Genomic DNA, 23,953 nt, shown 5'->3' on the forward strand with positions numbered 1-23,953 from the left:
GAAAATGCTCCGCGACGTCAGCCGGTGACCGCACCTTCGCTGGCCGGGCGCACCAGGGCCGCATACTTTGCCAGCACGCCCCGCCGATAACGCGGCGCAGGCTGGAGCCACAACGCCCGCCGTCGGGCGATCTCGTCTACCGGCAGGTTAAGCTGCAGGAGCCGCTTGCCAGCGTCGATCGTGATCTGGTCACCATCCTCGACGAGGGCGATCGTTCCGCCTTCGAACGCTTCCGGGGAGACATGGCCGACGACCATGCCCCATGTGCCACCGGAAAACCGCCCGTCGGTGACAAGGCCGACGCTCTCGCCGAGACCGCGCCCGATGATCGCCGATGTGGGAGCGAGCATTTCCGGCATGCCCGGTCCGCCTTTCGGGCCGAGATAACGAAGGACGAGGATATCACCTGGCCTTATTGTGTCGGAGAGAATGGCATCCATGGCGGACTGCTCGTCCTCAAAGACCCGCGCCGGACCGGTCATGACGGGGCGCTTGAGCCCGCTGATCTTCGCGACCGCCCCGCCTTCAGCGAGATTGCCATTGAGGATCGCGAGATGTCCTTCGCGATAAAGCGGTGCACTGAGCGGCCGGATGACCTCCTGCTCTGCGGTGGGCCTATCCGGCACGTGCGAGAGTTCCTCTCCGATTGTCCTGCCGGTTATCGTAAGACAATCACCGTAGAGCAGGCCCGCGTTCAACAGGAGTTTCAGTACCTGCGGCACGCCACCGGCCTTGTGAAGGTCGACGGCCATATAGCGGCCGGACGGCTTCAGGTCGCAGATCACCGGAACCTGGCGACGCACGCGCTCGAAATCCTCCAACGTCCAGTCGACCTCAGCCGCATGCGCGATCGCCAGGTAGTGCAGCACGGCGTTCGTCGAGCCACCCGTCGCCATGACGAGTGTGATTGCGTTTTCAATCGATTGCCGCGTGACGATGTCGCGCGGCCTGATGCCCTTCTTCACGGCATCCACCAGGACGCGTGCCGATTCGACGGTGCTGTCGATCTTCTCCCGGTCGGGATTGGCCATGTTCGACGAGTAGAGCAGGGACATGCCCAGGGCTTCAAACGAGGAACTCATCGTGTTGGCCGTGTACATGCCGCCGCAGGATCCGGTCGTCGGACAGGCATTTCGCTCTATGCCTTCGAAATCCTCCGCGCTCATCTGGCCTGCCATGTAGGCGCCGACGGCCTCGAATGCCGAAACGACCGAGAGGCTCTGCCCCTTCCAGAGACCGGGCTTTATCGTGCCGCCATAGACATAGATGGCCGGGACATTGGCGCGGAGAATGCCGATCATGCCGCCCGGCATGTTCTTGTCGCAGCCGCCGAGCACCAGAACGCCGTCCATCCATTGACCCTGCACCGTCGTCTCGACGCAGTCGGCAATCACCTCACGCGAGACGAGGGAGTATTTCATGCCCTCTGTTCCCATGGACATGCCGTCCGAAATCGTCGGCGTCCCGAATATCTGTGGGTTAGCTCCAGCAGCCTTGATCGCGGTTACGGCCGCGTCCGCGAGTGGCTGCAGCCCGGCATTGCAGGGCGTGATCGTCGAGTGGCCATTGGCAATACCAATCATCGGCTTGGCGAAATCGGCCTTCTTGTATCCGAGCGCATAATACATTGCCCGGTTCGGCGAACGGGCGACGCCTTCTGTAATCTGTCTGGATCGTTGGTTGTGCATCTTGGCCTCCCGAATTGGCCTCCCGAAATCGAGACCAACCTACTGGCGCGCAAAAGAGTTGTGAAATATATTTCTGACGCCAATTTAGGTCGCTAAACATATTAATGAGCAACATGGACCTGAGACAGATTCGCCAGTTCGTGGCGGTTGCCGAGGAACTTCATTTCGGCCGCGCCGCCGAACGCCTCAACATGACGCAACCGCCGCTCAGTCAAGCGATCCAGGCGCTGGAAAGAGAACTCGGATTGCGGCTTTTCGATCGCACCAAACGCGAGGTGAAACTCACGCCCGTCGGCGAGCAATGGTTTGTGCATGCCCGACGCGTTCTGGCAGAGGCGACAGCGCTGCCTGATATCGCGAGAAAGCTTGCACGCGGCGAAATGGGGCTCCTGCGCCTGTCCTTCGTCAGTACTGTCGACTATAGCCTGCTGCCAGCAGCCGTCGCTCGCTTTCGGGCTGCCTATCCAAACGTCGAGCTCTCTCTGCGCGAAGCGACAAGCGACGTGCAGATCGATGCCGTGCTGAGGAGCGAAGTCGATGTCGGCATCGTCATCGCTCCGCCATCCAGTTCGCTGAGCCAAACCCTGAGCTATCGCCCGATCCTTCGCGAACCGCTGATTGCCGCGGTCCCGTCATCCTGGATAGACGAAGGGCGCGACGGCTTCTGCGAGGGGATACTCGAACCTGCCGCGTTCTTCGCCGCGCCACTGATCCTCTTTCCACGGCGGTCCGCGCCGATCTTTCACGACCTTGTTTCGGGCTACTTCGCCGAGCATCGCTCAGCCTTCTCCGTCTTCCAGGAGGCTATACAGATGCAGACGATCATCGGACTGGTGGGCTCCGGGATGGGTGTCGCACTGGTTCCGCAGTCCATGACCAGGCTGCAGCGAGACGGGGTGACCTATCTGCCGCTTTCCGGGCGCGTCCCGACAGTTGAAACTGGCTTGCTTTGGCGCACCAATGATCGGAACGCGGCATGCGCAAACTTTCTCGCTGTCGCCAATGCGTCGGTTCATCAGCCTGCGCAAGCGCTATAACCGACAGGTGGATCCTGCGAAGGACGCAATTCGCAAATGCGAGGCGATGTATGCGCCTCCTCACCTCGCTAACTTGCTTCGGCGGATATCCATGCCGCTCCTGTCTGACCGTGGTGGAAACCATTGGAAAACGGCCTGTTTGGGTAAACGCCACAAAGATCCGCCTGTGCTTCACGTGGCCAGCATCGCCCGGCGATGACATCGTCGAAGATGCGGGCCACGGCCGCCATGTCGCAATCCTGCGGCGACAGCCGAACGCGGGAAACGCCGGCGGCGGCAAGCTCTGGCAGTTCCTGCAGCAGCACCTGGCAGGTGTGCGACATGGTCTGTACGCCGTTCAGCGCCAGAAAAGGCTGGCTGTCGAGGGTCTCGACGGTCAGGCCGTCAGGGTCTTCGCCGCAGATGAACTGGCAATTGTCCTTGATCAGCCCCTTGGAGCGGGCATGGGCGCAACGCGCCGAAATCGCCAGCGGTACGCGGCCGAACGCGAAGACCTCGAAGGCGACCCCCGGACTTTCCTCGATAATGCCGCGCACCGACGTCATCGGCAGTTCTGGCGGCAGACAGATGCTCATCGCGCCCCTCGAGGCCAAGAGCCGGGCAGTCGCGCCGTTATAGACGTTGACCAGCGGCCCGATAGAATGCGGCTTGCCGGCAAGCAGGTGCAGCGCGGATAGGTCATTGACCTCGATCGGATGGGCGCTGTCACGCACCAGCCCGCGCACCAACTGGCTTTCACGTTCCAGCGTCACCAGCGCGAGCGAGGCGAGGCTCACCTGCTTGCCGGCATTCTCCAGCCGTTCGATGACCTCGCCGACATGGGGCTCGATGAAATGCAGCCGCTTCGAGCAGACGGCCTCGCCGATCGTGACGTGGGCGATCGGCGCTTCGTCAGCGATGCGGAAATAGAAATCGCGCCATTTGGGGCCATCCCAGAGATAGTAGACCGGGCCGAGGCTCAGGACGGGCTTGGATGGGCTTGTCGATATGGTCATGGGCCGATTACCTCCAGCGCTTTTCGTAGGCGCCTGTTGTCGTCTTCTGGCCTTCGCTGAGCGCCTTCAGCCGCGACACCAATGCGGGCCGCTCGGTGGCGCTGGCGGTCAGCGCCCGCCGCATCACTGACACGACCTCGGCGACATAGGCCTTGCCGCGCTGCCGGCCCTCGATCTTCAGCGCGCTGACGCCGGCGCTGCGCAGGGCATCGATATGGTCCATGACGTCGAGTGAAACCGGGTCCTCGAAGGCGTAGCCGCGGTCCTCCGCAATGTCGAAGCGCCCCTTGCAGAGCGTCGGATAGCCAGCGGCTTCGCCCGCCGGGAAGCGGTTGATAGTGTAATCGCCGAGCTCGGACACCAGCTCGCGTCCGTCCTGGCGATAGCGCACGTGGCTTGCGGGCGAGCAGACACCGTTCATGTTGGGCGACTTGCCCGTGGCGTAGGAAGAGAGCGAACAGCGCCCCTCGGCCATGACACAGAGGCCGCCGAAGGCAAAGACCTCGATCTCGCAATCGATCTGTTTGGCAAGGCGAGCGATGTCGGCGATCGTCAGGGTGCGCGGCAACACAACGCGTTTTGCCGCGAAGGTCTCGACGAGGAAGCGCACGGCGTCGGCATTCGAGGCCGAGGCCTGGACGGAAACGTGCAGCCGCTGCTGCGGATGGCGTTCCACCGTATAAGCCATCAGGCCGAAATCCGCGAGGATGACGGCATCGGCACCAAGTGCCACGGCGTCATCCACCGCCTGATGCCAGAGCGTCTCCTGGCCGGCGCGCATGAAGGTGTTGATCGCAACAAAGGTCATCACCCTGCGCTGCTTGGCATAGGCAATTGCCGTTCGGAGTTCGTCGCGCGAGAAGTTCAACCCCGGAAAATTGCGGGCGTTCGTCTCGTCGCGAAAGCCGCAATAGACCGCGTCGGCACCGGCATCGACGGCTTCGCGGAAGGCAGCTGGCGTGCCGGCGGGGCAGATCAGTTCCATTGGGGAGCCTCCTCCTTGAGAACGCGGCCAAGCGCACGTTCGCGGATCTTTTCTCCCGCGCGGCGCACGAGCGGGGCCAGCGGTCCGGCCATGTCAGCGAGATCGCTTGGAAGGTCGATCTCGCAGTCGTCGAGTGCGTTGCGCAGCGCCAGCATCGCCTCCATGTCGCCGCTGACGGCAAGATCGCGCGAAAAGAACACGGCGTCGCCGTCGATGCGGCCCTCGAGCAGCGCCAAGAGCAGTACGAGCTCGCCTTCCATGCAGGCATCGGAAACCGGCGTGCGCTCCTTGCGATGTACGGAGATGCGCGGCACGGCCGGTTCGACAAGGAAGCCGATCGGCAGGTCAGACGGCTGGAAGGCGTAGCGCTTGGCTGCATGATCCGCGAGACGGTCGAAGAGGCCCGGATGGCTCGCGATCACATGGGCAAAGACGCGCTGCACCACGCTTTCGATGGCGACGATGGGAACGAAGCTAAGGGGGGCGGTGATCGCGAGCGGAAGTGTCATTTGCTACCTGTGGAGCGTCGGAATCGAACGATGCGGCGCATGCTAGTCGCCTGCTGCCGGTCGTTGTTTGCGCCACGTCAAAGACAAGGGCCATTCGCCGCCACAAACAGGCTCCATGAACAGGACCTTTCGCCCGTCAAAGGGCTTTGCAACGCTTCAGGATTTTATCGACGCGCTCGAGCGCGAAGGCGATTTGAAGCGGATTTCGCGACCGGTTTCGCTGGTGCATGAGGTGACCGAAATCCACCGCCGCGTGCTTGCCGCCGACGGGCCGGCGCTTCTCTTCGAGCGGCCGGTCGATGCGACAGGCGCCGCACAACCGATCCCGCTTCTGACCAATCTCTTCGGGTCGGAACGCCGGATCGAGCGTGGTTTCGGCCTGGCGCCGGGCGGGCTCGATGCGCTTGCGGGTGAACTTGCGGACCTGCGCGATCCGAGAGCGCCGCAGTCGCTGCGCGACGCCTGGGATCGGCTGCCTCTGCTCCGATCGGCGATGTATATGCGGCCACGAAAGGTAACGCGTGCGCTGTGTCAGGAGGTCGTCTGGCGCGATCAGGAAATCGACCTTGGGCGCCTGCCGGTTCAATGGTGCTGGCCGGGAGAGCCGGCGCCGCTGATTACCTGGCCACTGGTGATCACGCGCGCGCCGGATGATCCGTTCGATGTCAATGTCGGGATCTATCGCATGCAGGTGCTAGGGCCCGATCGCGCCATCGTGCGCTGGCTCGCCCACCGCGGCGGCGCCCGCCACCATCGTCTCTGGCAACGCCTGGGTCAGGACATGCCGATCGCGGTCGTCATCGGTGCCGACCCAGCGACGATCCTTTCTGCGGTCATGCCGCTGCCGGACGGACTGAGCGAGCTGAATTTCTCAGGCCTGCTTCGGCGCGGCAGGACGCAACTCGTGAAGGCGAAGACCGTGCCACTTTCAGTGCCGGCCAATGCGGAGATCGTGATCGAGGGTACGGTCTCGGCGAGCAAGACCGCGGAGGAGGGCCCCTATGGCGACCATACCGGCTATTACAATTCGGTGGAGCCGTTCCCGGTCATGCGTCTGTCGGCGATCACCATGCGTCGGAATCCGCTCTATCTTTCCACCTATACCGGCCGACCGCCGGACGAGCCTTCGCGGCTCGGAGAGGCGATGAACAGGCTGTTCGTGCCACTGGTTCGCAAGCAGTTTCCGGAGATATCCGATCTCTGGTTGCCGCCGGAGGCCTGCTCCTACAGAGCCATGGTCGTCGCGATCGACAAGCGTTATCCCGGTCAGGCCAAGCGCGTGATGATGGGGCTTTGGTCTGTCTTGCCGCAGTTCAGCTACACCAAGCTGATCATCGCCGTCGACCCGGATATCGACGTGCGCAACTGGTCCGACGTAATGTGGGCTCTTGCGACCCGCTTCGATGCCAGCCGCGACGTGACCGTGATCGAGGGCACGCCGATCGACTATCTCGACTTCGCGTCGCCACGCTCCGGCCTCGGTGGCAAGCTCGGGCTCGACGCCACCAACAAGATCGGCGCCGAGACCGACCGTGAATGGGGGCGGGTGCTCGAAATGTCGCCGGAGGTCGTGGGTCAGGTCGATGCGATCTGGGCCGGTCTCGGGCTTGGAGGGCTGACCCGATGAACCGGTTGAAGATCGTCCTCGGTGTCACCGGGGCTTCGGGTGCTGCGATTGCGGTGCGCATCGCGGAGCGGCTCAGCGAAATCGAAAGCGTCGAGCTGCATCTGGTTCTGTCGCCGGCGGCGCACCGCACGCTCGCGCATGAGGTCGGCGCAGGCGCTCTTCCATCCCTGCTGCGTCTGGCCGCGCGGACCTATGACCACGCCGATATCGGCGCGGCGATTGCGAGCGGATCGTTTTCGACGGCCGGCATGATCGTCGCGCCGTGCTCCATGCGCTCACTTGCGGCGATCTCTGCCGGCATGGCCGATAACCTCGTGGTACGGGCAGCCGACGTGCATCTGAAGGAGCGGCGCAGGCTGGTGCTGATGGCACGCGAGACACCGCTGCATCTCGGTCACCTGCGCAATATGTGCGCCGTCACGGAAATGGGGGCGATTATCATGCCGCCGGTGCCGGCCTTCTATCATCGGCCTGAGAGCGTCTCGGCCATCGTCGACCATCTGGCGGCCCGAGCGATCGACCTGCTGGCACTGCCGATCACCCCGCAGGCTATGGCCTGGCAGGGTGAGGACCAAAAATCATCGTGATCTAGGAGACGGTGGCCTGAAGCAGCGGATCGGCGCCGAACAGGACCTCGTGACCGCCAAGCAGCAGCCACACGGCAATCGCGACGGTGGCAAAGGCGGCGATGATCATCACGGGATCGGCGCGCAAACGGGTTTCGCCTCGAATGATGGCCGCAAAGGGCCAGACTGACGTGCCCTTCGAGGCCGCTTGCCAGTTGTCACCCAAACGCCGGCGGGCACGCTTTTCAAGCATCAAGAAGCCACCGGCGGAAAACAGTGCGAAACCGCCGAAAAGAACCAGCGCGCGCAAGTCGCCATTGGGCACGATGTGACCGGCGGCCCAGAGCAGGAAGCCCCAGAGCACCGGGTGACGGGTGATCGTTACGATGGCGCCGGGCCGCTCGTTTCCCTGATAGATGGAGATCGACAGCGCGTTTTCGCTGAAGAGGCCAGCCAGCACGAGAAAGATGCCGAGTGGCGCCAGCACGAAGGTTACCCAGGCCTGCCAGGCCGCCGGTTCCCAGAGCGGGATGAAATCGAGCTGAAGGGCCGCGTGAAAGACGAAGCCGAGAGCAAGCACGGAAAGAAGCGAATACACCGCGAAATAGGTCGAGCGACCGAGCCGGTCGATCAGGCCCTGGCGTAACGCCGGCCAGGCCGGCACCAGATGGAGCAGCAGGAAGACGGCGAAGGCGAGGAGAAAATAGGTCATATCGGTTGTCTCACGCATGGCGCCAGAGAAGCAGGCGCTCCGTTGCGACATGGCGGCGAACAGTTTCGAAGAAGCCCCGCAGCATGTAGCCGATCGCATCCCAGCTGAGCGATGGCCTGTTGTCGAGAACCGCCTTCAGCACACGTACCAGCTCGACGGCTGCCCGATCGTCCTGGTCATGCTCGGCGCGCAGCCGTGCGATCAAGGCGTAACGGCCGTCGTCTGCCCGCTGAATTTCGACTGCTGGAAACAGGATCATTTCCTCCAGCGCGTGGACGCGCCTGAGCTTTTCCGGCAGCTCCGTCAGGATCACGCGGCAGCTCGTCAGGTCGATGCGGCGCGGGATGGAATCGGCCAGCGTCTCGAGGCGATCACACAGGGATAAAAGCTCGCGGTAAGCCTGCCCCAGCTCGTGATGTTCTGAAAATTGCTGCTGCATCGATCTGCTCCGTTGAGTGTTGGTTCGAACTACACCCGACGGCAATGATCCTCTTTGACATTTCTCAAAGTCTGCAGATCAGCGATCGAGAAACAGAACGATGGCGATCGCAACGGAGGAGAGGATCGCCGACAGCGTCGCGCCGCGCTGAAGCACGCCCATGCGATAGAGCACGAGGGCGAAGACGATGATGATGGGGGTGGCGACGGAAAGGCCGATCTGTGCGTCTGTCATCGGAAGGCTCCTTTGTTGTCAGCCAATAGCCCCGCCCCCTGCCGGCTTCTTTGCTCAATCGCAAAGACAGGGTGCGCGCTCGCGCCTAGCTCGAACGATGTTTTTTGAACGGAGGCGCTGACATGGATGCCCGCAGTCATCCGATTGCCGCAACGGTGGAAGAGGATACGACGGACGCCTTGCTGCTCTGGGTGCTCGTCTGGAGTGAACTTGCCGCGTTCGGTATTCTGCTTGTCGGCTTCCTGATTGTGGGTCTTCTCCAGCCGGACGCGTTTGCCGCCGCCCGCTCGCATCTCGATCCGCTGCTTGCCGGTATCAACACGCTTGTTCTTTTGACAAGCGGCTGGCAGGCGGCCTTGGCGACGAGGCCGAGTGCATCGCTTAAGCAGCGTCGGCGGGCGCTGGTGAATGCAGCACTTTTCGGCTTCGCCTTCGTGGGGATCAAGCTCTTCGAATATAGCGCCGAGGCCGGCGTTGCCGGCGATCCTCAGTTCGGCTCCTTCTTCGAGCTCTATTTTCTCGTCACGGGCTTCCATCTGCTGCACGTCGTCTTCGGTGCCTTCGTGCTCATCATCGTTGCCTGGCGACCGAAACCCGGCAATGTCGAGCTGATCACCACGCTCTGGCACGTGATCGATCTGGTCTGGATCGTGATGTTCCCGCTCGTCTATCTCGTGTGAGTGCCATGACCGATCGCAATCCCAGACAATTGTTCAAGACCTGGCTGCTGCTTGCCGTAGCCGTGATGTCGGGCATGGCGCTGATGGCGGTCGCCGGGCCGGCCACCCTCGTCATCGTCGTGTTGCTCGGGCTCGCCATCGTCAAAAGCCGGTTCGTCGCGCTCGATTTCATGGGGCTCCGGCAGGCGCCGTCGGCCCTTCGTCTTGGCCTTTTGATCTGGCCCGCAGCACTCGTCCTCGTCGCTGCAGCGAAGCTGGTCCTGAGCACTGCTTTCATCAGCTGAGGCTAGCCGCGGACTTGTTTGCCGAAACGCAAAGAAGCCGCCGCCGATTTCCCTAGACATGAGGTCGCCCCGATTGTTGCCGGCTGCGCCGCACGGGGAGGGGATCAGATCAGCCGGCCGCACTCTCAGCGGCCAACTGAAATCGAAAGGACCACGTGATGGCAGAACGCCTCACCAAAACCGGGGCCCGTAACGTCTTTTACGGCGGGTCCTTCTTTTTCTTCGCAATCTTCGTCGGGCTGACCGCCCACAGCCACTACTACATGCGGACGACTTCGACGGATGAAACGACGCTGACCGATGCGGTCGCCCGCGGCAAACACGTCTGGGAAAAGAACTCCTGTATCAACTGCCACACGCTTCTCGGCGAGGGCGCCTATTTCGCGCCCGAGCTCGGCAACGTCTGGAAGCGATTCGGCGGCGAGGCCGATCCGGATGGCGCCCGCGATACGCTTAAGGCCTGGATGGCTGCCCAGCCGACCGGCATCGAGGGACGGCGGCAGATGCCGCAGTTCAATCTCACCGAACAGGAACTCAACGACCTCGCCGACTTCCTCGAATGGACGAGCCGCATCAAGACCCAGAACTGGCCGCCGAACGAGGCAGGTTAAGCGAACCGAGTGGAGTGTGACACCATGAAATACCAAACCCAAAAGGTCGCGATGCTCTATTTCTACGGAGCGCTTGGCCTGTTTCTCGCCCAGGTGCTGTTCGGCGTGCTTGCCGGCACCATCTACGTCCTGCCCAACACGCTCTCCGAGCTCCTGCCCTTCAACATCGTGCGCATGGTCCACACCAACGCGCTGATCGTCTGGCTGCTCATGGGCTTCATGGGCGCGACCTACTACCTGCTGCCGGAAGAGGCAGAAACCGAGCTCTACAGCACGAAGATCGCCATCGCGCAGTTCTGGATCTTCCTGATCGCCGCTGCCATTGCCGTCGTCGGCTACCTCATGCACATCCACGAGGGGCGTGAGTTCCTCGAGCAGCCCTTCGCGATCAAGGTCGGTATCGTCATCGTCGCGCTGATGTTCCTCTACAACATCACGCTGACGGTGTTGAAAGGCCGCAAGACGACCGTCACCAACATCCTGATCTTCGGGCTTTGGGGTGTCGCGATCTTCTTCCTCTTCGCTTTCTACAATCCGATCAACCTGGCGCTCGACAAGATGTACTGGTGGTACGTCGTCCATCTCTGGGTCGAAGGCGTCTGGGAACTGATCATGGCATCGGTGCTCGCCTTCCTGATGATCAAGCTCAACGGCATCGACCGTGAGGTCGTCGAAAAATGGCTCTATGTCATCGTCGGCCTGGCGCTCTTCTCCGGCATCCTCGGCACGGGCCACCACTACTACTGGATCGGCGCGCCGGGCTACTGGCAGTGGATCGGTTCGCTGTTCTCGACGCTGGAAGTGGCCCCCTTCTTCACCATGGTGGTCTTCACCTTCGTGATGACCTGGAAGGCCGGCCGCAAGCATCCGAACCGCGCAGCCCTCCTCTGGTCGATCGGCTGCTCGGTCATGGCCTTCTTCGGCGCTGGCGTCTGGGGCTTCCTGCACACGCTGTCTTCGGTGAACTACTATACCCACGGCACTCAGGTGACCGCGGCCCATGGACACCTCGCCTTCTTCGGCGCCTACGTGATGCTGAACCTCGCGGTCATGGCCTATGCCATCCCGGAGATCCGCGGCCGTGCGCCCTATAACCAGTGGCTGTCGATGGTGAGCTTCTGGATCATGTGCACCGCCATGTCGGTCATGACCTTCGCGCTGACCTTTGCCGGTGTTCTCCAGGCGCATCTGCAGCGCGTGCTCGGCGAAAGCTACATGGACGTCCAGGACCAGCTGGCGCTGTTCTACTGGATCCGCCTCGGTTCCGGTGCCGTCGTCCTGATCTCGGCGCTGATGTTCATCTGGGCCGTTCTGGTGCCCGGGCGCGAGCGCAGCGAGAAGCTCGCCGGCATCGTCCAACCCGCTGAATAACCGACCAGCCGGCGCGGTTCGCCGCGCCGGCATCTCCCCAAGAATTCCCAGCATGGAGACTTGCCATGAGCCCTGTCCAATCTGCCGTCAGTCGCGCGGCGCTCGATATCCCCGCCTACAGCCCCTCCGGCAATGAATGCGCGCTGTTCGAAAGCGCCTGGGTGCGACAGCTGCCGCTGCTCTTGAAGGGACCGACAGGATGCGGCAAGACCCGCTTCGTCAGCCACATGGCAGCGAAGCTCGGCCTGCCGCTTTCGACCGTTTCCTGCCATGACGATCTGGCCGCCGCCGACCTTACCGGTCGCTATCTGCTCAAGGGTGGCGACACCGTCTGGGTCGACGGCCCCCTGACCCGGGCCGTGCGCAACGGCGGCGTCTGCTATCTCGACGAGATCGTGGAAGCCCGCAAGGACGTCGCCGTCGTCCTGCATCCACTGACCGACGACCGCCGCATGTTACCGCTTGAACGGACCGGCGAACTGCTCGAAGCACCGTCGAGCTTCATGCTGATCGTGTCCTACAATCCCGGCTACCAGAACCTTTTGAAGAGCCTGAAGCCGAGCACCCGTCAGCGCTTCGTGGCGATCGAGTTCGATTTCCTGCCGCGCAACGCCGAGATTTCAGTCGTTTCGCAAGAGAGCGGACTGCTGGAGAGCCAGGTGGCGCCGCTCGTCAACCTCGCGCAGCGCCTGCGCGCTCTGAAAGGGCATGATCTCGAAGAAGGCGTGTCGACCCGGCTGCTCGTCTATTGCGCCTCGCTGATTGATGCCGGAATGCCGGTGAAGGATGCGGTCCGGGCCGCGATGATCGAGCCTCTGACCGACGAACCGGATGTGCGCTCAGCACTTCTCGAAGTGGCCGGTTCTCTGATCGCCTGAGGTGAGCCATGCTTGATTTCCTCGAGCTCGAAGAAACCGTCGGACGAGCCTGGCACCGTTTCGTCGGCAACACCAGAACCTGGCGGCGTTATCCGGAGGAGGCGGTGAAGCTCGCCGACATGCTGCCGGTGCTCGGCGTTTGCTTTCGCGGACATGGCGGCGAGCCAGCGGTGCAGATCGTGCCCGCCCGCGGGCGCACGTCGACCCATCGCTTGCGGTGGCGGCAGCGCATGGGACTTGGCGAAGAGAAACTCGTCCAGCCGGCGCGCGACCACGCGTCCTTGATGCTGCCGGGCGAGATCGACATTTTTCCGACGAAAGACCTGAACCGGGATCTCTATCACTGGCTCGTCGCCTATATGGCGACGATGCCGGTCGACCCCGTCAGCGAGACCGATCCGCTCCGTCGTGACCTGGCGCTGATATCGCGCGCGCTGGAGACGGTCGAGGACGTCTTCCAGCGGTTCCCAGGCCTTAGGCGGCGCTATCGGCGTCTGGCCGAGGCTACCCTTGCCGAGCGGAAGCGGGGCGCTCTGCCGTCGATCGAGCAGCATCTTGAAAACCGCGTCCTGCGGCTGTTGCGCAGGGCCACAGGCGAGGCAGATACGACGCTGCCGGTGATCTTCCCGCATCGTGCGCCGCCCGGCTACCTGCCGATGCTGCCGATGCCGCTATGGCCGGACACGCTGTTGCGGGCCGAAACCACGACCGTGCGCGACGAAGATGTGGCCGCGACAGCGGGCACGCAGAGTGAGGGTGTCGAGGTTGAGCGCCACGTGGCGGTGCGCGAAAACCCGGAGAACCGCAAGGGCGAACGCAGCCCGTTCATCCTCAATCGCTTCGAGAAGATCCTGGCCATGGCCGAGATGGTCAACGTCGACCGTCCCGGCGACGACAGCGACGACCACGACAGCAAGGCTGCCGAGGAACTGGACGACATGACGCTCGGCGAGCGCAAGGGACGGCCCTCGGCGCGATTCCGCTTCGATCTCGATCTGCCGCCGGAAGCCGTCGATCCGACGCCGCTGACGGCCGAGCTGACCTATCCCGAATGGAACTACCGGACCGGGCAGTACCTCAAGGACCATTGCCGCGTGCTGGCAATGCCGGCTTCCGCCCAGGAAGAGCGGAGCGAACTGACCGAGGAAAGCCGGAGCTTGATCCGCCGGGTGCGGCGCCAGTTCGAAGTGCTGCGCCCGCGGCACGAGATGCTGCGTGCACAACTTGACGGCGCCGATCTCGATCTCGACGCGGTCGTGCGTGCCCGCACCGATCTCGCCGCCGGCGGCCAGGGCAGCGACCGCATCCATCTGATGAGTCGGCCGCAGGTGCATGACCTGGCGGTGACGATCCTCGTCGACGTGTCGCTGTCGACCGATTCCTGGTCAGACAACCGGCGGGTGCTCGACGTGGAAAAAGAAGCTTTGCTCATCCTTGCGCACGGGCTGTCGGCCTGCGGCGACAACCACTCGATCCTTACCTTCACCTCAAGGCGGCGTGACTGGGTGCGGGTGGAAACCGTGAAGGCCTTCAACGAGGCTATGGGGCCGCTGGTCGAAGCGCGCATTGCCGCACTGAAACCCGGCTACTATACCCGCATCGGTGCTGCGATCCGGCATGCCTCGGCCGAGCTTCGTCGGCAGCCGAACCGCAAGAAGCTCTTGCTTGTTCTGACCGATGGCAAGCCCAACGATATCGATCACTACGAGGGGCGTTTTGCGCTCGAGGATAGCCGTCGCGCGGTCACGGAGGCACGGCGCAGCGGCATAAACACCTTCGCTGTCACGGTCGACCGGGAGGCGAAGTCCTACGTGCCCGCCATGTTCGGCCAGAACGGCTATTCCGTAGTCGGCAACATCTCGCGGCTGCCGGCGGCACTGCCGGCGATCTACCGCAATCTGGTGGGGTAGGGCGGTCCCCAAGTCGAGAGAGAAGCAAGAGGCCCTGCAACCGCCGGGCCTCTTTGATTCAACGGAAGCCGTATGCCCGCCGCGCGTGCGCCGTTTCGCGGCCATTCGGGACGGATTTGCCGATCCGCTCGCGGCTATTCTCGGGGGGAGGAGGCTGGGTCTCGATGCTCGGGAAAAGCCGGCATGACGTGTTGGATGGGCAGTTTTGCCAAAGTGTATCGCTGAGCTGCCAGCGATAAGCTTGGAAACGGCTCGTTTTCAGGGAGCGCAGTTGCCCCAAACTTCGTCATCGTCGCCCTTGAGGCGAGGATCCAAGGCGCATCCGAACGTATTTCGTGGCACAAAACAACGAAGTGCTCGGGTCGAGCATGACGTAAGAGACGGACGGCGCTTTGCCGGCGTGATTGCGCCGGGAATGCTTGGCAATAGCCAAACCTTCCCGGCGACCAGCGCCCTCAAGCCGCCTTGCTGTGCACCCTCTGGGACTCGTCGATATAGGCGTCGAAGGCCGCCGCCACCGCGCGGATGACGAAGCGGTGCTCGGGACGCACCGTGATGACGCCATCAGCGATATCGATCACGCTATCCTTTCGCAGTTCGGCCAGTTTGCTATTGCCGTCGACGAACGATTGCCAGTCCCGGCCATGCGCTGCGGCGATTGCGGACATATCCGCGCTGAAATCGCACATCAGCCGTTCGATGATCGCGGCGCGCAAACGGTCCTCGTCGGTCAGTCGGTAGCCCTTGGTTGTTGCGAGCCGTCCCGATGCGATGCGGCTTGCATAGACGCCGGGGGGGACCTCGTTCTGGACATAACCGTCGTGCGAGCGGCCGATTGCCGAAGCGCCGAAACCTATCAGCGTTTCGCAAGTGTCGGTCGTATAGCCCTGGAAGTTGCGGCGGAGCTGCCCAGCCTCCTGGGCGGTGACGAGATCGTCGTCAGGAAGCGCAAAATGATCGAGGCCGATCTGGCGGTAGCCGGCTTTGACCAACGCTTCGCTGATCGCCATCGCCTGTTCGGCGCGGGCGGCACTGTCGGGCAGCGCGTTCTCGTCGATCATGCGCTGGTGCTTCTTGAAGCTCGGCACATGGGCGTAACCGAAAACCGCGAACCGTTCCGGTCGCATCGCCGCGGCCGCTTCGACCGTCTCGACGCAGGAGCGCACCGTCTGATGCGGCAGGCCGTAGATCAGGTCGAAATTGATGCCACCGATGCCCGCGCCGCGCAGATGGTCGACGGCTTCGGCCGTCTGCTTCTCGCTCTGGATGCGGTTGATCGCCTTCTGCACGACGGGATCGAAGCTCTGCACGCCGAGGCTGGCACGCCTAACGCCGCCTTCGCCGAGTGCCTCGGCCATGGCAAGCGTCAGCCGGCGCGGATCGATCTCGACGGCGACATTGGCCGATGGTGACAGCGCGAAGCGCTCGCCCATCAACGTCATCAGCGCAAGGAATTCACGTGGCTCGATGATCGTCGGCGTGCCGCCGCCAAAATGTACCTCCGAGACCGGAAGCGGCTGGCCAATGGTATCGGCGACCATGCGGATCTCGTCTCGGAGTACATCGAGATAGTCGAGGATCGGGTCGTCCTTCTTGGTGATCGTCGTGTGGCAGCCACAGTACCAGCACATGGAACGACAGAAGGGGATGTGCAGGTAGAGCGACACGTTCTGCCCCTCGGGGATCGCCTTCAGCCAGTCGCCGTAGGTGTGATCGTCGACATCAGCGGCAAAGCGCGGTGCGGTCGGGTAACTCGTGTAGCGCGGCAGGCGCATTTCACCGTATTTCAGGAGCGCGGAAGCTAACATTTCGTCCTCATCTGGGTGGCGATGGATACAGCTTTTGTAGGCCGCGCCGGCAGGCACCTCTTTGCGAAAAGTCAAGGACGGGGTTGGTCGAGGCCAAAGCGAGATTTGTTTGCGCTTCGACAAAATGTCGCGGCGGCGCTGTCGCTAGGTTGCGGAAATCCGGGGCGTGTGCGCCGGCGCTTCCCGGATCATCATCAAACCACGGCGCTCAGAAGCGGACAACCATGACCATTGCAGAGACCGACAAGCCCTTTATCGATGTGCGGACGATCCCGCCGGTAGAACGCCATCCGAAAATCTTCGGCATGTTGAACGCACTTGCCGAGGGTGGCGCCTTCATCATCGTTAACGACCACGATCCGCGTCCACTGCACTACCAGCTGGAAACCCGCTATCCGGGCGAATTCACCTGGGAATACCTCGAGCAGGGGCCGGAGGTCTGGCGAGTTGAGATCGGTCGGCAACAGTCCTCCGGCTGTGACTGCTGCTGCGGCGGGCACTGAGCCCCTGGTGTCCTTCAAGAGCGGGGTGAGAAAAAGCGTGCGTCATTTTCCGCTCTCATCCCGCTCCCACTTAGCAGAATCGATCACGCTTGTTCGGCTCGACCAGAGCCATCGTGATCCAAGGGTTGAACCACCATGTTCGCAGCCACGCTATCCCGCTGGACCATGTCCTATTTCGCGGCCGCGCTGATTTTCCTCGTCCTTGGCGAGACCATGATGGTTCTCGGCTTTGGTTATCCGGTCTTAGCCCTTGAGGCGCCTGAAACGCTGGCGCTCGTCCATATTGTCGCTCTCGGTTGGCTAAGCCTGCTGATGACCGGCGCATTGCTGCAATTCGTACCTGTTCTCGTCGGCCAGCCGCTGTCCTTGCCGACCGTCGCCCTGCCGGCGCTCCTCTTTCTTATCGTCGGCATCGCCACCCTGACCCTCGGCTTCGTCGGTCTTTCCGGTGCGATCGATGTTCCCGTGACGCTGCTTCCTCTTGGAGCCGCTTTCTCGATCGTTGGCTTTTCGGTGCTGGGCTTTTCCTTCGCAGTCACGCTTTGGCATGCACGCCCCCTACCACTACCGGCCCGCTTCGTCGCGGTCGGCCTTGCCGCTCTCTTCGGCACGATGCTGCTCGGCGGCGTCTATGCTGGCGTGCTCTCGGGCCTGATCGACGCGGCGGGCGCGATCGACCTCACCGTCGATGGTCTCTCGCTTCATGCCTCCCTCGGCCTCTGCGGCTGGTTGAGCTTCACCACCATGGGCGTCAGCTATCGACTTTTGACCATGTTCATGCTGTCGCCAGACAAAGAGCGGACAAGCAGCCGTGTTGTCTTCATGCTTGGTGCCTTTTGCCTCGGCGTTCTGGCGGCCGCAGTGCCCGTCATTCTCGTGGGCACCGTTGGTCGCTCGCCGCTTTTCCTCCTTGCCGTCGGTTCCGGCGCGGCCGTGGTCGCGATCTATGTCGGCGATATCCTGCGTATCTATCGGGAGCGCCGGCGCAAGGCGATCGAACTCAACAGCCGCGCCAGCATCGGCGCCTTCGTGTCACTGGTCGCCGCGGCTATGCTCTTCGTCGCGCTGCTCTCGGCCGGCCGCCTTGATGAGGCTATCGGCGCCGTTATTTATCTCGCCACCTTTGGATGGCTGACGGGCATGGGGCTCGCCCAGCTCTACAAGATCGTGCCGTTCATGACCTGGCTCGAATGTTACGGGCCGGCGCTTGGGCGCATGCCGACCCCGAGGGTCCAGGACCTCGTCAGCGAAACGTCCGCCCTTCGCTGGTTCCGGCTCTTTTATCTGACGGTCGCGGTTGGCTCGCTCGCCCTCCTGATCGGCAGCGCGCCTATTTTTCGTTTTGCAAGCCTCGGCCAGTTGATTGCCGTCAATGCGCTCATCCTGGAGTTCGTGCGAACACGGCGACTGATCAACGTTCCGGCCGAACTTCGATTGCCTGATGGACTTGTTCGACCAGGCCTGTTTCTGCCATCTTTTCCTCACGGAGGTTCCCATGAGCCAAGATCCTTATGAACTCGACGTCCGACCGCACTTGCGCGGCGGCAGCGACCCGTTCCAGGCCATCATGAATGCAGTCGACAGCCTGGCGCCGGGCCAGGCGCTGAAGCTGATCGCGACCTTCCGGCCCGTTCCGCTCTTCAGCGTCATGGCGGGTCGCGGCTTCACCCATCAGGACCGCCCGCTCGACAATGGCGACTGGGAGGTTCTGTTTACGCCCGAAGGCGAGGTCGAGGGGATCAGGCTTTCGGTCAGCGAAACGGATCTCGACGCCTGGCCCGACCCGAGCCGCCAGCTCGACCTGACGGAGCTCGATCCGCCGGAGCCTATGGTGCGCATTCTGGCAACGGCCGAGAAGATGGCCGAAGGCGAGGTTCTGTTCGCCTTGCTCGCGCGCGAACCGTTGTTCCTTTATCCGGAGCTCGCCAAGCGCGGCCACAAATGGGCCGGCAATTTCGATGCGACCGGCGAGACCTACCGGATCCTCATCCGCATCGGTGGGAGGCGTTCCCATGTCGGCGCCTGAAACCCTGGACCTCGAGGCGAGGATCCGCGATGCCTTGCGCATCATCATCGACCCCGAAATGGGCAAGAACGTCGTCGATCTCGGCCTGATCTATGACATCGACGTTCAGGAGGGCGGCATTGCCCGTGTCACCATGACGACGACGATCAAGGGCTGCCCGGCGACTGCCTTCCTCAAGGAAGCGGTGCAGAACTGCGTCTGGTATGTGCCGGGTGTCGAATATGCCGAGGTCCGGCTGACGTACGAGCCGCCGTGGACGCCTGACATGATCGCCGACGGCGCGTTGGAACTTGGCCACGGCAGCATCTTCTAGGACCAGCCTTTTAGAAAAGAAAAGGCGCCGCATCTGCGGCGCCTTTTGCGTTGGGTATCGACGTCCGGTCAGGGTGAGGCGCGCGGCGCGCGGCGCTCGCGCACCAGCATCGGTCCGTATTCGAGCGTGAACAGCACAAAGGCCGCGATCCACAATGCACCCGAGAGAGCGATCAGGTGATGATAATGCTCCGGCAGCACCTCGGCCAGCGGCCGGATTAGCGCGGCGCCCGCGATCGCGACATAGGAGGCGCTGGTGAGTGTCGATCCCACCAGCGGCCGCCCGGTATGGCCGCGAGTGGCGCGCGTCATCACGGCGAGCATCATGAAGGCGATCACGCCGACGGTCAGCACATGCATGACCGGGTAGTCGCTGAGGAGCTCGATCGCGCCGGCCGATATGGCCAGGAAGCCGAGCGGCACGAAGGCGTAAGCCGCGTGCAGAACGAAGAGCAGCTTCTCCGGCCAGGTCGGTGATCCGTGCCAGCGCAGCAACCGTACCGTATGAAAGGCGCACGCGATCACCGCAATCGCTGCGGTGACGATGTGAACGGGCGCGAAGGTCCAGGCACCGAGCGCTGCAACGCCGATCAGGATCGCCGCGGTGTCGAACCTGTTGTAGGGCACGGGGAAATCGGTGCGGCCAACTTTGTTCAGCCAGTTGCGAGTGAAGCTCGGCACGATGCGTCCGCCGACGATCATGATCAGCATGGTGTAGGCCCCGATCGCCAGCCGCGCTGCGGCGTCGACATCGAGATTGCCGAGGACCGAGAGGTGGAACCAGATATTGGCGGCCGACAAAATTATGAGCCCGCCGATCACCTTGAGGTCCTTCCACTTGCGACCGACGATCACCTCGCGCGCGCAGATCAGCAACAGCACCGGCAGAAACAGCGCCTCGACAGCGGCTGCGACGGGTAGACCGATGATGCCGCTCGACAGGAGAGCAACCCGACCAATGACCCAGAGTCCGAAGAGGGCAGCGAGCGGTCGGCCGGAAACCGGCAGCCTTCCCGTCCAGTTCGGGATCGCCGTCAACAGAAAGCCGCCGAGAACGGCGGAGGAAAAGCCAAACAGCATCTCATGCGCGTGCCAATGGGCGGCACCGTAGTCGCCGGCTAGGTCTAGTCCGAGAATCAGTGCGGCGATCCACAGCGCCATGGCGCCGATCGCCCAGAGGGCGGCTGCGAGGAAGAACGGCCGAAAGCCATAGGAGAAGAGCACCGGGCCGGTGGTCGAGAGTCCGCGCGGAATGCCGCCGCTCGGTTTCGGTCTTATCAATCTGTCCAACATGGTCGTGTTCCTCGTCGTGCGTCCTTGCGGACTTGCGGATGAGGCTTGATCTATCAATGGGTTCGAAGGCCCTCTTTGCGAAAACGCAAGTATCGCTGCCCGGTCGGACCGCCGACGTCGCAAGGCGTAAAGAAAAGCGATCTCCTCGCAACGATTTGTTCCAAGACAAAGACGAGATTCGTCTGTGGTTCTACTTCTCTAGTGACTGCTGGGGGACCGGTGGTCGAGACCGGAGGTGAGGCCGCCCGAGTCGGCGCCGCCCACCCTAACTCGTTGAATACAGGCGCGTTTCGCAGAAGGCCAATCCCGGCCGCTGGAACGCGCCGAAGGAGAGCAAGATGACTGAAAAACTTCAGATGACCCGCCGGACGATGCTTGCCGGCGCTGCCCTGGCGGGCGCGGTTGCGCCGCTTCTCCACACCGCTCAGGCGCATGCCGCTGGCGCTGCCGCGGCAGCCGGTGCTGCCCCCGTCGATATCTCGACCCTGCCTCGCGTGAAGGTCGACCTCGTCAAGCCGCCTTTCGTGCACGCCCATGACCAGGTCGCCAAGACCGGACCGCGCGTCGTCGAGTTCACCATGACGATCGAGGAAAAGAAGCTGGTGATCGACCGCGAGGGCACCGAGATCCACGCGATGACCTTCAACGGTTCGGTGCCTGGTCCGCTGATGGTGGTGCATGAGAACGACTATGTCGAACTGCGGCTGATCAACCCTGACACCAACACGTTGCTGCACAACATCGACTTCCACGCCGCAACCGGTGCGCTCGGCGGCGGGGCGCTGACCCAGGTGAACCCGGGCGAGGAAACCACGCTCCGTTTCAAGGCGACCAAGCCCGGCGTCTTCGTCTACCATTGCGCGCCGGAGGGCATGGTGCCCTGGCACGTCACCTCGGGCATGAACGGCGCCATCATGGTGCTGCCGCGCGACGGACTGAAGGACGAGAAGGGCCAGCCGCTGACGTACGACAAGATCTACTATGTCGGCGAGCAGGACTTCTACGTGCCGAAGGACGAGGCCGGGAACTACAAGAAGTACGAAACCCCCGGCGAAGCCTATGAAGATGCTGTCAAGGCGATGCGCACGCTGACCCCGACCCACATCGTCTTCAACGGTGCGGTCGGCGCGCTGACCGGCGACCATGCTTTGACTGCGGCCGTGGGCGAGCGTGTGCTCGTCGTCCATTCGCAGGCCAACCGCGATACGCGGCCGCACCTGATCGGCGGGCATGGTGACTATGTCTGGGCGACCGGCAAGTTCCGCAACCCGCCGGATCTCGACCAGGAAACCTGGCTCATTCCGGGCGGAACCGCGGGCGCTGCCTTCTACACCTTCCGCCAGCCGGGTGTGTACGCCTACGTCAACCACAACCTGATCGAGGCGTTCGAGCTGGGTGCCGCCGGCCACTTCAAGGTGACCGGCGAATGGAACGACGATCTGATGACATCGGTCGTCAAGCCGGCGTCGATGTAGCCGGGTGACAGCGGATGATCGTGGGGCCGCGCTCACAGCGACCCCACGCGCGAACAAAGGCACGCGCTTGCCGGCGCGTGCCACTTCCCCCGGAGACCTTCCATGCCCACCACCAAGAAAACTGCGGTTTCGCTCCTCTCGCTAGCAGCACCGGTCGTCCTTTTGGCGGCAATCGGCGGCGTGCTTTCGGCGAAGGTGGGGCTGTTCGACGATCTCAAGGACGGCATCGATCCGTCGATCAGGCCGCCGGTGACCGTGACGATCGCGCCGCGACAGATGAGCTATCGGGCGGAGGGACACTTCCTGAAGAACGGTTTTGCCGTCGACGCGCCGATCGTGGTGGTAGCCATCAAGCAGCCGCTCGAGATCATGAAGTATCAGGTGACGCGCGACGACTACGAGCGCTGCGTCGCCGATGGCGGCTGCCAGCAGCCGGAGGGCGGCCATGGCGCCGGCCTGTCGGGTGTGCCGATGACCGGGGTCAATTACACGGACGCGACCGACTATGCGGCATGGCTGACCAAGAAGACCGGCGAGGTCTGGCGCCTTCCGACCGACCAGCAATGGGCGTTTGCCGCCGGGTCCAAATTCCCCGACGATGCGCTGGGGATCGACGGCACCAAGGACAATCCGGCGCTGCGCTGGCTTGCGGACTACGAGCGCGAATCCAGCCGGCAGAGGGCGAAGAACCCGATGCCGCTGCCCACGGGCGCCTTCGGTGAGAACGAGTATGGGGTTGCCGATCTCGACGGCAATGTCTGGGAATGGACCGAGACCTGCCACCGCCGCGTCACGATCGGCGACGACGGCGAGGTGCTGAAGGAGGCTCCCGCTTGCGGCATCTTCGTCGTCAACGGCAAGCACCGGGCGTCGATGAGCTTCTTCATCCGGGATCCGAAAAGCGGCGGCTGCGCCGTCGGCGTGCCGCCCGACAATCTCGGTTTCCGGCTCGTGCGCGACGGCCGCTGGTATTCGGGCTACCTCTATGCCTTTGAACGGCGGCTCCACAGTGCGGGCTGAGATGAGACGGCCGATGAAATTGCTGGGAAAACCGTCGCTCGGGCATAAATGCCGGGTCCTTTTGCAGGACCCGGCACTATGCTAGAGCAAAGGCAATTTCAAATCGGCAGGATATAGGGCCAACGTGGCTGCACTCGATCGCACACTCGTCAAATCGCTCCCCCTGTTTCAGAAGATGAGCGACCCGGAACTGGACACGCTGCTGACGCGCGCCACGGTGCGGCGCGTGCCGCAGAATGAAGCCGTGTTCGAACAGGGGGCGACGGCCGATTTCTTCTTCCTGCTGCTGAATGGCCGGCTGAAGGTGACCCAGGTCACCAAGGACGGGCAGCAGATCATCGTGCGGGTCGTCAATCCCGGCGATCTCTTCGGTTTTGCCCGAGCGCTCCAGCGCAGCGACTATCCGGGCACCGCAACGGCGGCGACCGAAAGCCTGGTTCTCGCCTGGCCGACGGAGCTCTGGAACATCTTCGTCGAGAAAAATCCTCACCTTGCTGTCAATGCCCTCCACACCATCGGCCAGCGGCTCGACGAGGCGCATACCCGTATCCGCGAGATGTCGACCGAAGAGGTCGAGCGCCGCGTCGCGCACACGGTGCTCCGGCTCGCCGAACAGGCTGGCAAACCCGAAAGCGGCGGCATCCGCATCGACTTTCCGATCTCACGCCAGGATATCGCCGAGATGACCGGGACAACGCTGCACACGGTTTCGCGCATCCTCAGCGCCTGGGAGGGGCAGGGTCTGGTCGTCGGCGGACGGCAGAAGCTGACGCTGAAGGACATTCCCGGGCTGCGGCGCCTGGCGGAGCGCGCCGACAACTAGCCCGACCCTTGATCGCCTCTACATGGGGCGAGGCCGTCCGTCCCAAGAACGACAGATCACCAGCCCCTCAACGACCGGTCGTTTCTCGAACCCTGGTGATGCAGGTCCATGAATGGTTGAATTGGCTCGCGTAATTCACCAGTATCGGCAATTGCATGACAATGGCC

At 63.1% G+C, this 23,953-nt stretch carries 25 protein-coding genes; 16 read left to right on the forward strand and 9 right to left on the reverse strand.

Annotated features, from left to right (window positions below; all coding sequences use genetic code 11):
- Positions 1 to 17: 17 nt before the first annotated feature.
- Positions 18 to 1,688 (reverse strand): dihydroxy-acid dehydratase, encoded by a 1,671-nt coding sequence (gene ilvD, locus IB272_RS22980; RefSeq protein WP_110819124.1) that lies wholly within the window; start codon positions 1,686 to 1,688, stop codon positions 18 to 20.
- 113 nt (positions 1,689 to 1,801) lie between these two features.
- Here ilvD and IB272_RS22985 point away from each other — a divergent pair, with 113 nt between their 5' ends.
- Positions 1,802 to 2,725, forward strand: a complete 924-nt coding sequence (locus IB272_RS22985; protein WP_192445119.1) for a LysR family transcriptional regulator — start codon at positions 1,802 to 1,804, stop codon at positions 2,723 to 2,725.
- 68 nt (positions 2,726 to 2,793) lie between these two features.
- Here the strand turns inward: IB272_RS22985 and IB272_RS22990 are convergent, their stop codons facing one another.
- Genes IB272_RS22990 through IB272_RS23000 form a run of 3 tightly spaced genes read right to left on the reverse strand, consistent with a single transcriptional unit; the run spans position 2,794 to position 5,214 of the window.
- Complete coding sequence (locus IB272_RS22990; RefSeq protein WP_192445121.1) at positions 2,794 to 3,720, reverse strand: U32 family peptidase; 927 nt, start codon at positions 3,718 to 3,720, stop codon at positions 2,794 to 2,796.
- Between the two features lie 7 nt (positions 3,721 to 3,727).
- Entirely contained in the window at positions 3,728 to 4,705 is a 978-nt protein-coding gene (locus tag IB272_RS22995) for a peptidase U32 family protein (RefSeq protein WP_034790618.1), read from the reverse strand.
- Entirely contained in the window at positions 4,696 to 5,214 is a 519-nt protein-coding gene (locus tag IB272_RS23000) for an SCP2 sterol-binding domain-containing protein (protein ID WP_034790616.1), read from the reverse strand. The genes IB272_RS22995 and IB272_RS23000 overlap by 10 nt, the downstream gene beginning before the upstream one ends.
- 115 nt (positions 5,215 to 5,329) lie before the next feature.
- Between IB272_RS23000 and IB272_RS23005 the strand changes: the two genes are divergently transcribed.
- Positions 5,330 to 6,841 (forward strand): UbiD family decarboxylase, encoded by a 1,512-nt coding sequence (locus tag IB272_RS23005; RefSeq protein ID WP_192445123.1) that lies wholly within the window; start codon positions 5,330 to 5,332, stop codon positions 6,839 to 6,841.
- Positions 6,838 to 7,428: a UbiX family flavin prenyltransferase gene (locus IB272_RS23010; protein WP_034790605.1), complete on the forward strand. Its 591-nt coding sequence runs from the start codon at positions 6,838 to 6,840 to the stop codon at positions 7,426 to 7,428. The genes IB272_RS23005 and IB272_RS23010 overlap by 4 nt, the downstream gene beginning before the upstream one ends.
- A 1-nt stretch (position 7,429) precedes the next feature.
- Here the strand turns inward: IB272_RS23010 and IB272_RS23015 are convergent, their stop codons facing one another.
- The 3 genes from IB272_RS23015 to IB272_RS23025 all read right to left on the reverse strand — a co-directional run bounded on the left by IB272_RS23015 (position 7,430) and on the right by IB272_RS23025 (position 8,792).
- Positions 7,430 to 8,119 (reverse strand): NnrU family protein, encoded by a 690-nt coding sequence (locus IB272_RS23015; protein ID WP_034790603.1) that lies wholly within the window; start codon positions 8,117 to 8,119, stop codon positions 7,430 to 7,432.
- A 10-nt stretch (positions 8,120 to 8,129) separates the two neighbouring features.
- Entirely contained in the window at positions 8,130 to 8,558 is a 429-nt protein-coding gene (locus IB272_RS23020; RefSeq protein WP_051659203.1) for a hemerythrin domain-containing protein, read from the reverse strand.
- Positions 8,559 to 8,636: 78 nt separating this feature from the next.
- Complete coding sequence (locus IB272_RS23025; protein ID WP_089044838.1) at positions 8,637 to 8,792, reverse strand: hypothetical protein; 156 nt, start codon at positions 8,790 to 8,792, stop codon at positions 8,637 to 8,639.
- A 122-nt stretch (positions 8,793 to 8,914) separates the two neighbouring features.
- Here IB272_RS23025 and IB272_RS23030 point away from each other — a divergent pair, with 122 nt between their 5' ends.
- The 6 genes from IB272_RS23030 (at position 8,915) to IB272_RS23055 (ending at position 14,526) form a co-directional block, all read left to right on the forward strand.
- Positions 8,915 to 9,472, forward strand: coding sequence for a cytochrome c oxidase subunit 3 (locus tag IB272_RS23030; protein WP_089044839.1), 558 nt, complete (start codon positions 8,915 to 8,917; stop codon positions 9,470 to 9,472).
- A gap of 5 nt (positions 9,473 to 9,477) precedes the next feature.
- A complete protein-coding gene (locus tag IB272_RS23035; RefSeq protein ID WP_034790601.1) occupies positions 9,478 to 9,756 on the forward strand; it encodes a cytochrome C oxidase subunit IV family protein in 279 nt (92 codons plus the stop codon).
- 158 nt (positions 9,757 to 9,914) lie between these two features.
- The gene (locus tag IB272_RS23040) at positions 9,915 to 10,367 is read left to right on the forward strand and encodes a cytochrome c (RefSeq protein ID WP_034790599.1); all 453 of its coding nucleotides are present in this window, start codon (positions 9,915 to 9,917) and stop codon (positions 10,365 to 10,367) included.
- Between the two features lie 24 nt (positions 10,368 to 10,391).
- On the forward strand, positions 10,392 to 11,738 hold the full coding sequence (locus tag IB272_RS23045) for a nitric-oxide reductase large subunit (RefSeq protein ID WP_060521134.1): 1,347 nt from the start codon (positions 10,392 to 10,394) through the stop codon (positions 11,736 to 11,738).
- Positions 11,739 to 11,803: 65 nt separating this feature from the next.
- Positions 11,804 to 12,616, forward strand: a complete 813-nt coding sequence (locus tag IB272_RS23050; RefSeq protein WP_060521135.1) for a CbbQ/NirQ/NorQ/GpvN family protein — start codon at positions 11,804 to 11,806, stop codon at positions 12,614 to 12,616.
- 8 nt (positions 12,617 to 12,624) lie between these two features.
- A complete protein-coding gene (locus IB272_RS23055; RefSeq protein WP_060583505.1) occupies positions 12,625 to 14,526 on the forward strand; it encodes a nitric oxide reductase activation protein NorD in 1,902 nt (633 codons plus the stop codon).
- Between the two features lie 455 nt (positions 14,527 to 14,981).
- On the opposite strand, the gene hemN is transcribed toward IB272_RS23055, so the two are convergent.
- On the reverse strand, positions 14,982 to 16,334 hold the full coding sequence (hemN, locus tag IB272_RS23060) for an oxygen-independent coproporphyrinogen III oxidase (protein WP_192445125.1): 1,353 nt from the start codon (positions 16,332 to 16,334) through the stop codon (positions 14,982 to 14,984).
- Positions 16,335 to 16,558: 224 nt separating this feature from the next.
- Between hemN and IB272_RS23065 the strand changes: the two genes are divergently transcribed.
- From IB272_RS23065 to IB272_RS23080, 4 genes are all read left to right on the forward strand, one after another.
- Positions 16,559 to 16,837 carry a DUF2249 domain-containing protein gene (locus IB272_RS23065; RefSeq protein ID WP_034790571.1) on the forward strand — a complete coding sequence of 93 codons (279 nt, stop codon included), beginning with the start codon at positions 16,559 to 16,561 and terminating at the stop codon, positions 16,835 to 16,837.
- 135 nt (positions 16,838 to 16,972) lie between these two features.
- Entirely contained in the window at positions 16,973 to 18,352 is a 1,380-nt protein-coding gene (locus IB272_RS23070) for a hypothetical protein (protein ID WP_060521138.1), read from the forward strand.
- Positions 18,333 to 18,863 carry a DUF2249 domain-containing protein gene (locus IB272_RS23075; protein ID WP_110819132.1) on the forward strand — a complete coding sequence of 177 codons (531 nt, stop codon included), beginning with the start codon at positions 18,333 to 18,335 and terminating at the stop codon, positions 18,861 to 18,863. The genes IB272_RS23070 and IB272_RS23075 overlap by 20 nt, the downstream gene beginning before the upstream one ends.
- Positions 18,850 to 19,176, forward strand: a complete 327-nt coding sequence (locus tag IB272_RS23080) for a metal-sulfur cluster assembly factor (RefSeq protein ID WP_034790566.1) — start codon at positions 18,850 to 18,852, stop codon at positions 19,174 to 19,176. Before IB272_RS23075 ends, IB272_RS23080 begins: the two co-directional genes overlap by 14 nt.
- 68 nt (positions 19,177 to 19,244) lie before the next feature.
- Here IB272_RS23080 and IB272_RS23085 read toward each other — a convergent pair whose 3' ends face one another.
- The gene (locus tag IB272_RS23085; protein ID WP_060583513.1) at positions 19,245 to 20,468 is read right to left on the reverse strand and encodes an NnrS family protein; all 1,224 of its coding nucleotides are present in this window, start codon (positions 20,466 to 20,468) and stop codon (positions 19,245 to 19,247) included.
- Between the two features lie 338 nt (positions 20,469 to 20,806).
- On the opposite strand from IB272_RS23085, the gene nirK reads away from it, so the two are divergent.
- The 3 genes from nirK to IB272_RS23100 all read left to right on the forward strand — a co-directional run bounded on the left by nirK (position 20,807) and on the right by IB272_RS23100 (position 23,786).
- A complete protein-coding gene (gene nirK, locus IB272_RS23090) occupies positions 20,807 to 21,943 on the forward strand; it encodes a copper-containing nitrite reductase (RefSeq protein ID WP_060583514.1) in 1,137 nt (378 codons plus the stop codon).
- A gap of 102 nt (positions 21,944 to 22,045) precedes the next feature.
- A complete protein-coding gene (locus IB272_RS23095) occupies positions 22,046 to 22,963 on the forward strand; it encodes a formylglycine-generating enzyme family protein (protein WP_192445127.1) in 918 nt (305 codons plus the stop codon).
- 124 nt (positions 22,964 to 23,087) lie between these two features.
- Entirely contained in the window at positions 23,088 to 23,786 is a 699-nt protein-coding gene (locus IB272_RS23100) for a Crp/Fnr family transcriptional regulator (protein ID WP_034790556.1), read from the forward strand.
- Positions 23,787 to 23,953 lie beyond the last annotated feature (167 nt).

Source organism: Ensifer sp. ENS08, from assembly GCF_014852195.1.
Lineage (GTDB): Bacteria > Pseudomonadota > Alphaproteobacteria > Rhizobiales > Rhizobiaceae > Ensifer > Ensifer adhaerens.

Coding starts and splice junctions, on each gene's coding strand:
- ilvD (WP_110819124.1), bottom strand. CDS start 1,688: ATGCACAACCAACGATCCAGACAGATTACAGAAGGCGTCGCCCGTTCG.
- IB272_RS22985 (WP_192445119.1), top strand. CDS start 1,802: ATGGACCTGAGACAGATTCGCCAGTTCGTGGCGGTTGCCGAGGAACTT.
- IB272_RS22990 (WP_192445121.1), bottom strand. CDS start 3,720: ATGACCATATCGACAAGCCCATCCAAGCCCGTCCTGAGCCTCGGCCCG.
- IB272_RS22995 (WP_034790618.1), bottom strand. CDS start 4,705: ATGGAACTGATCTGCCCCGCCGGCACGCCAGCTGCCTTCCGCGAAGCC.
- IB272_RS23000 (WP_034790616.1), bottom strand. CDS start 5,214: ATGACACTTCCGCTCGCGATCACCGCCCCCCTTAGCTTCGTTCCCATC.
- IB272_RS23005 (WP_192445123.1), top strand. CDS start 5,330: ATGAACAGGACCTTTCGCCCGTCAAAGGGCTTTGCAACGCTTCAGGAT.
- IB272_RS23010 (WP_034790605.1), top strand. CDS start 6,838: ATGAACCGGTTGAAGATCGTCCTCGGTGTCACCGGGGCTTCGGGTGCT.
- IB272_RS23015 (WP_034790603.1), bottom strand. CDS start 8,119: ATGACCTATTTTCTCCTCGCCTTCGCCGTCTTCCTGCTGCTCCATCTG.
- IB272_RS23020 (WP_051659203.1), bottom strand. CDS start 8,558: ATGCAGCAGCAATTTTCAGAACATCACGAGCTGGGGCAGGCTTACCGC.
- IB272_RS23025 (WP_089044838.1), bottom strand. CDS start 8,792: ATGACAGACGCACAGATCGGCCTTTCCGTCGCCACCCCCATCATCATC.
- IB272_RS23030 (WP_089044839.1), top strand. CDS start 8,915: ATGGATGCCCGCAGTCATCCGATTGCCGCAACGGTGGAAGAGGATACG.
- IB272_RS23035 (WP_034790601.1), top strand. CDS start 9,478: ATGACCGATCGCAATCCCAGACAATTGTTCAAGACCTGGCTGCTGCTT.
- IB272_RS23040 (WP_034790599.1), top strand. CDS start 9,915: ATGGCAGAACGCCTCACCAAAACCGGGGCCCGTAACGTCTTTTACGGC.
- IB272_RS23045 (WP_060521134.1), top strand. CDS start 10,392: ATGAAATACCAAACCCAAAAGGTCGCGATGCTCTATTTCTACGGAGCG.
- IB272_RS23050 (WP_060521135.1), top strand. CDS start 11,804: ATGAGCCCTGTCCAATCTGCCGTCAGTCGCGCGGCGCTCGATATCCCC.
- IB272_RS23055 (WP_060583505.1), top strand. CDS start 12,625: ATGCTTGATTTCCTCGAGCTCGAAGAAACCGTCGGACGAGCCTGGCAC.
- hemN (WP_192445125.1), bottom strand. CDS start 16,334: ATGTTAGCTTCCGCGCTCCTGAAATACGGTGAAATGCGCCTGCCGCGC.
- IB272_RS23065 (WP_034790571.1), top strand. CDS start 16,559: ATGACCATTGCAGAGACCGACAAGCCCTTTATCGATGTGCGGACGATC.
- IB272_RS23070 (WP_060521138.1), top strand. CDS start 16,973: ATGTTCGCAGCCACGCTATCCCGCTGGACCATGTCCTATTTCGCGGCC.
- IB272_RS23075 (WP_110819132.1), top strand. CDS start 18,333: ATGAGCCAAGATCCTTATGAACTCGACGTCCGACCGCACTTGCGCGGC.
- IB272_RS23080 (WP_034790566.1), top strand. CDS start 18,850: ATGTCGGCGCCTGAAACCCTGGACCTCGAGGCGAGGATCCGCGATGCC.
- IB272_RS23085 (WP_060583513.1), bottom strand. CDS start 20,468: ATGTTGGACAGATTGATAAGACCGAAACCGAGCGGCGGCATTCCGCGC.
- nirK (WP_060583514.1), top strand. CDS start 20,807: ATGACTGAAAAACTTCAGATGACCCGCCGGACGATGCTTGCCGGCGCT.
- IB272_RS23095 (WP_192445127.1), top strand. CDS start 22,046: ATGCCCACCACCAAGAAAACTGCGGTTTCGCTCCTCTCGCTAGCAGCA.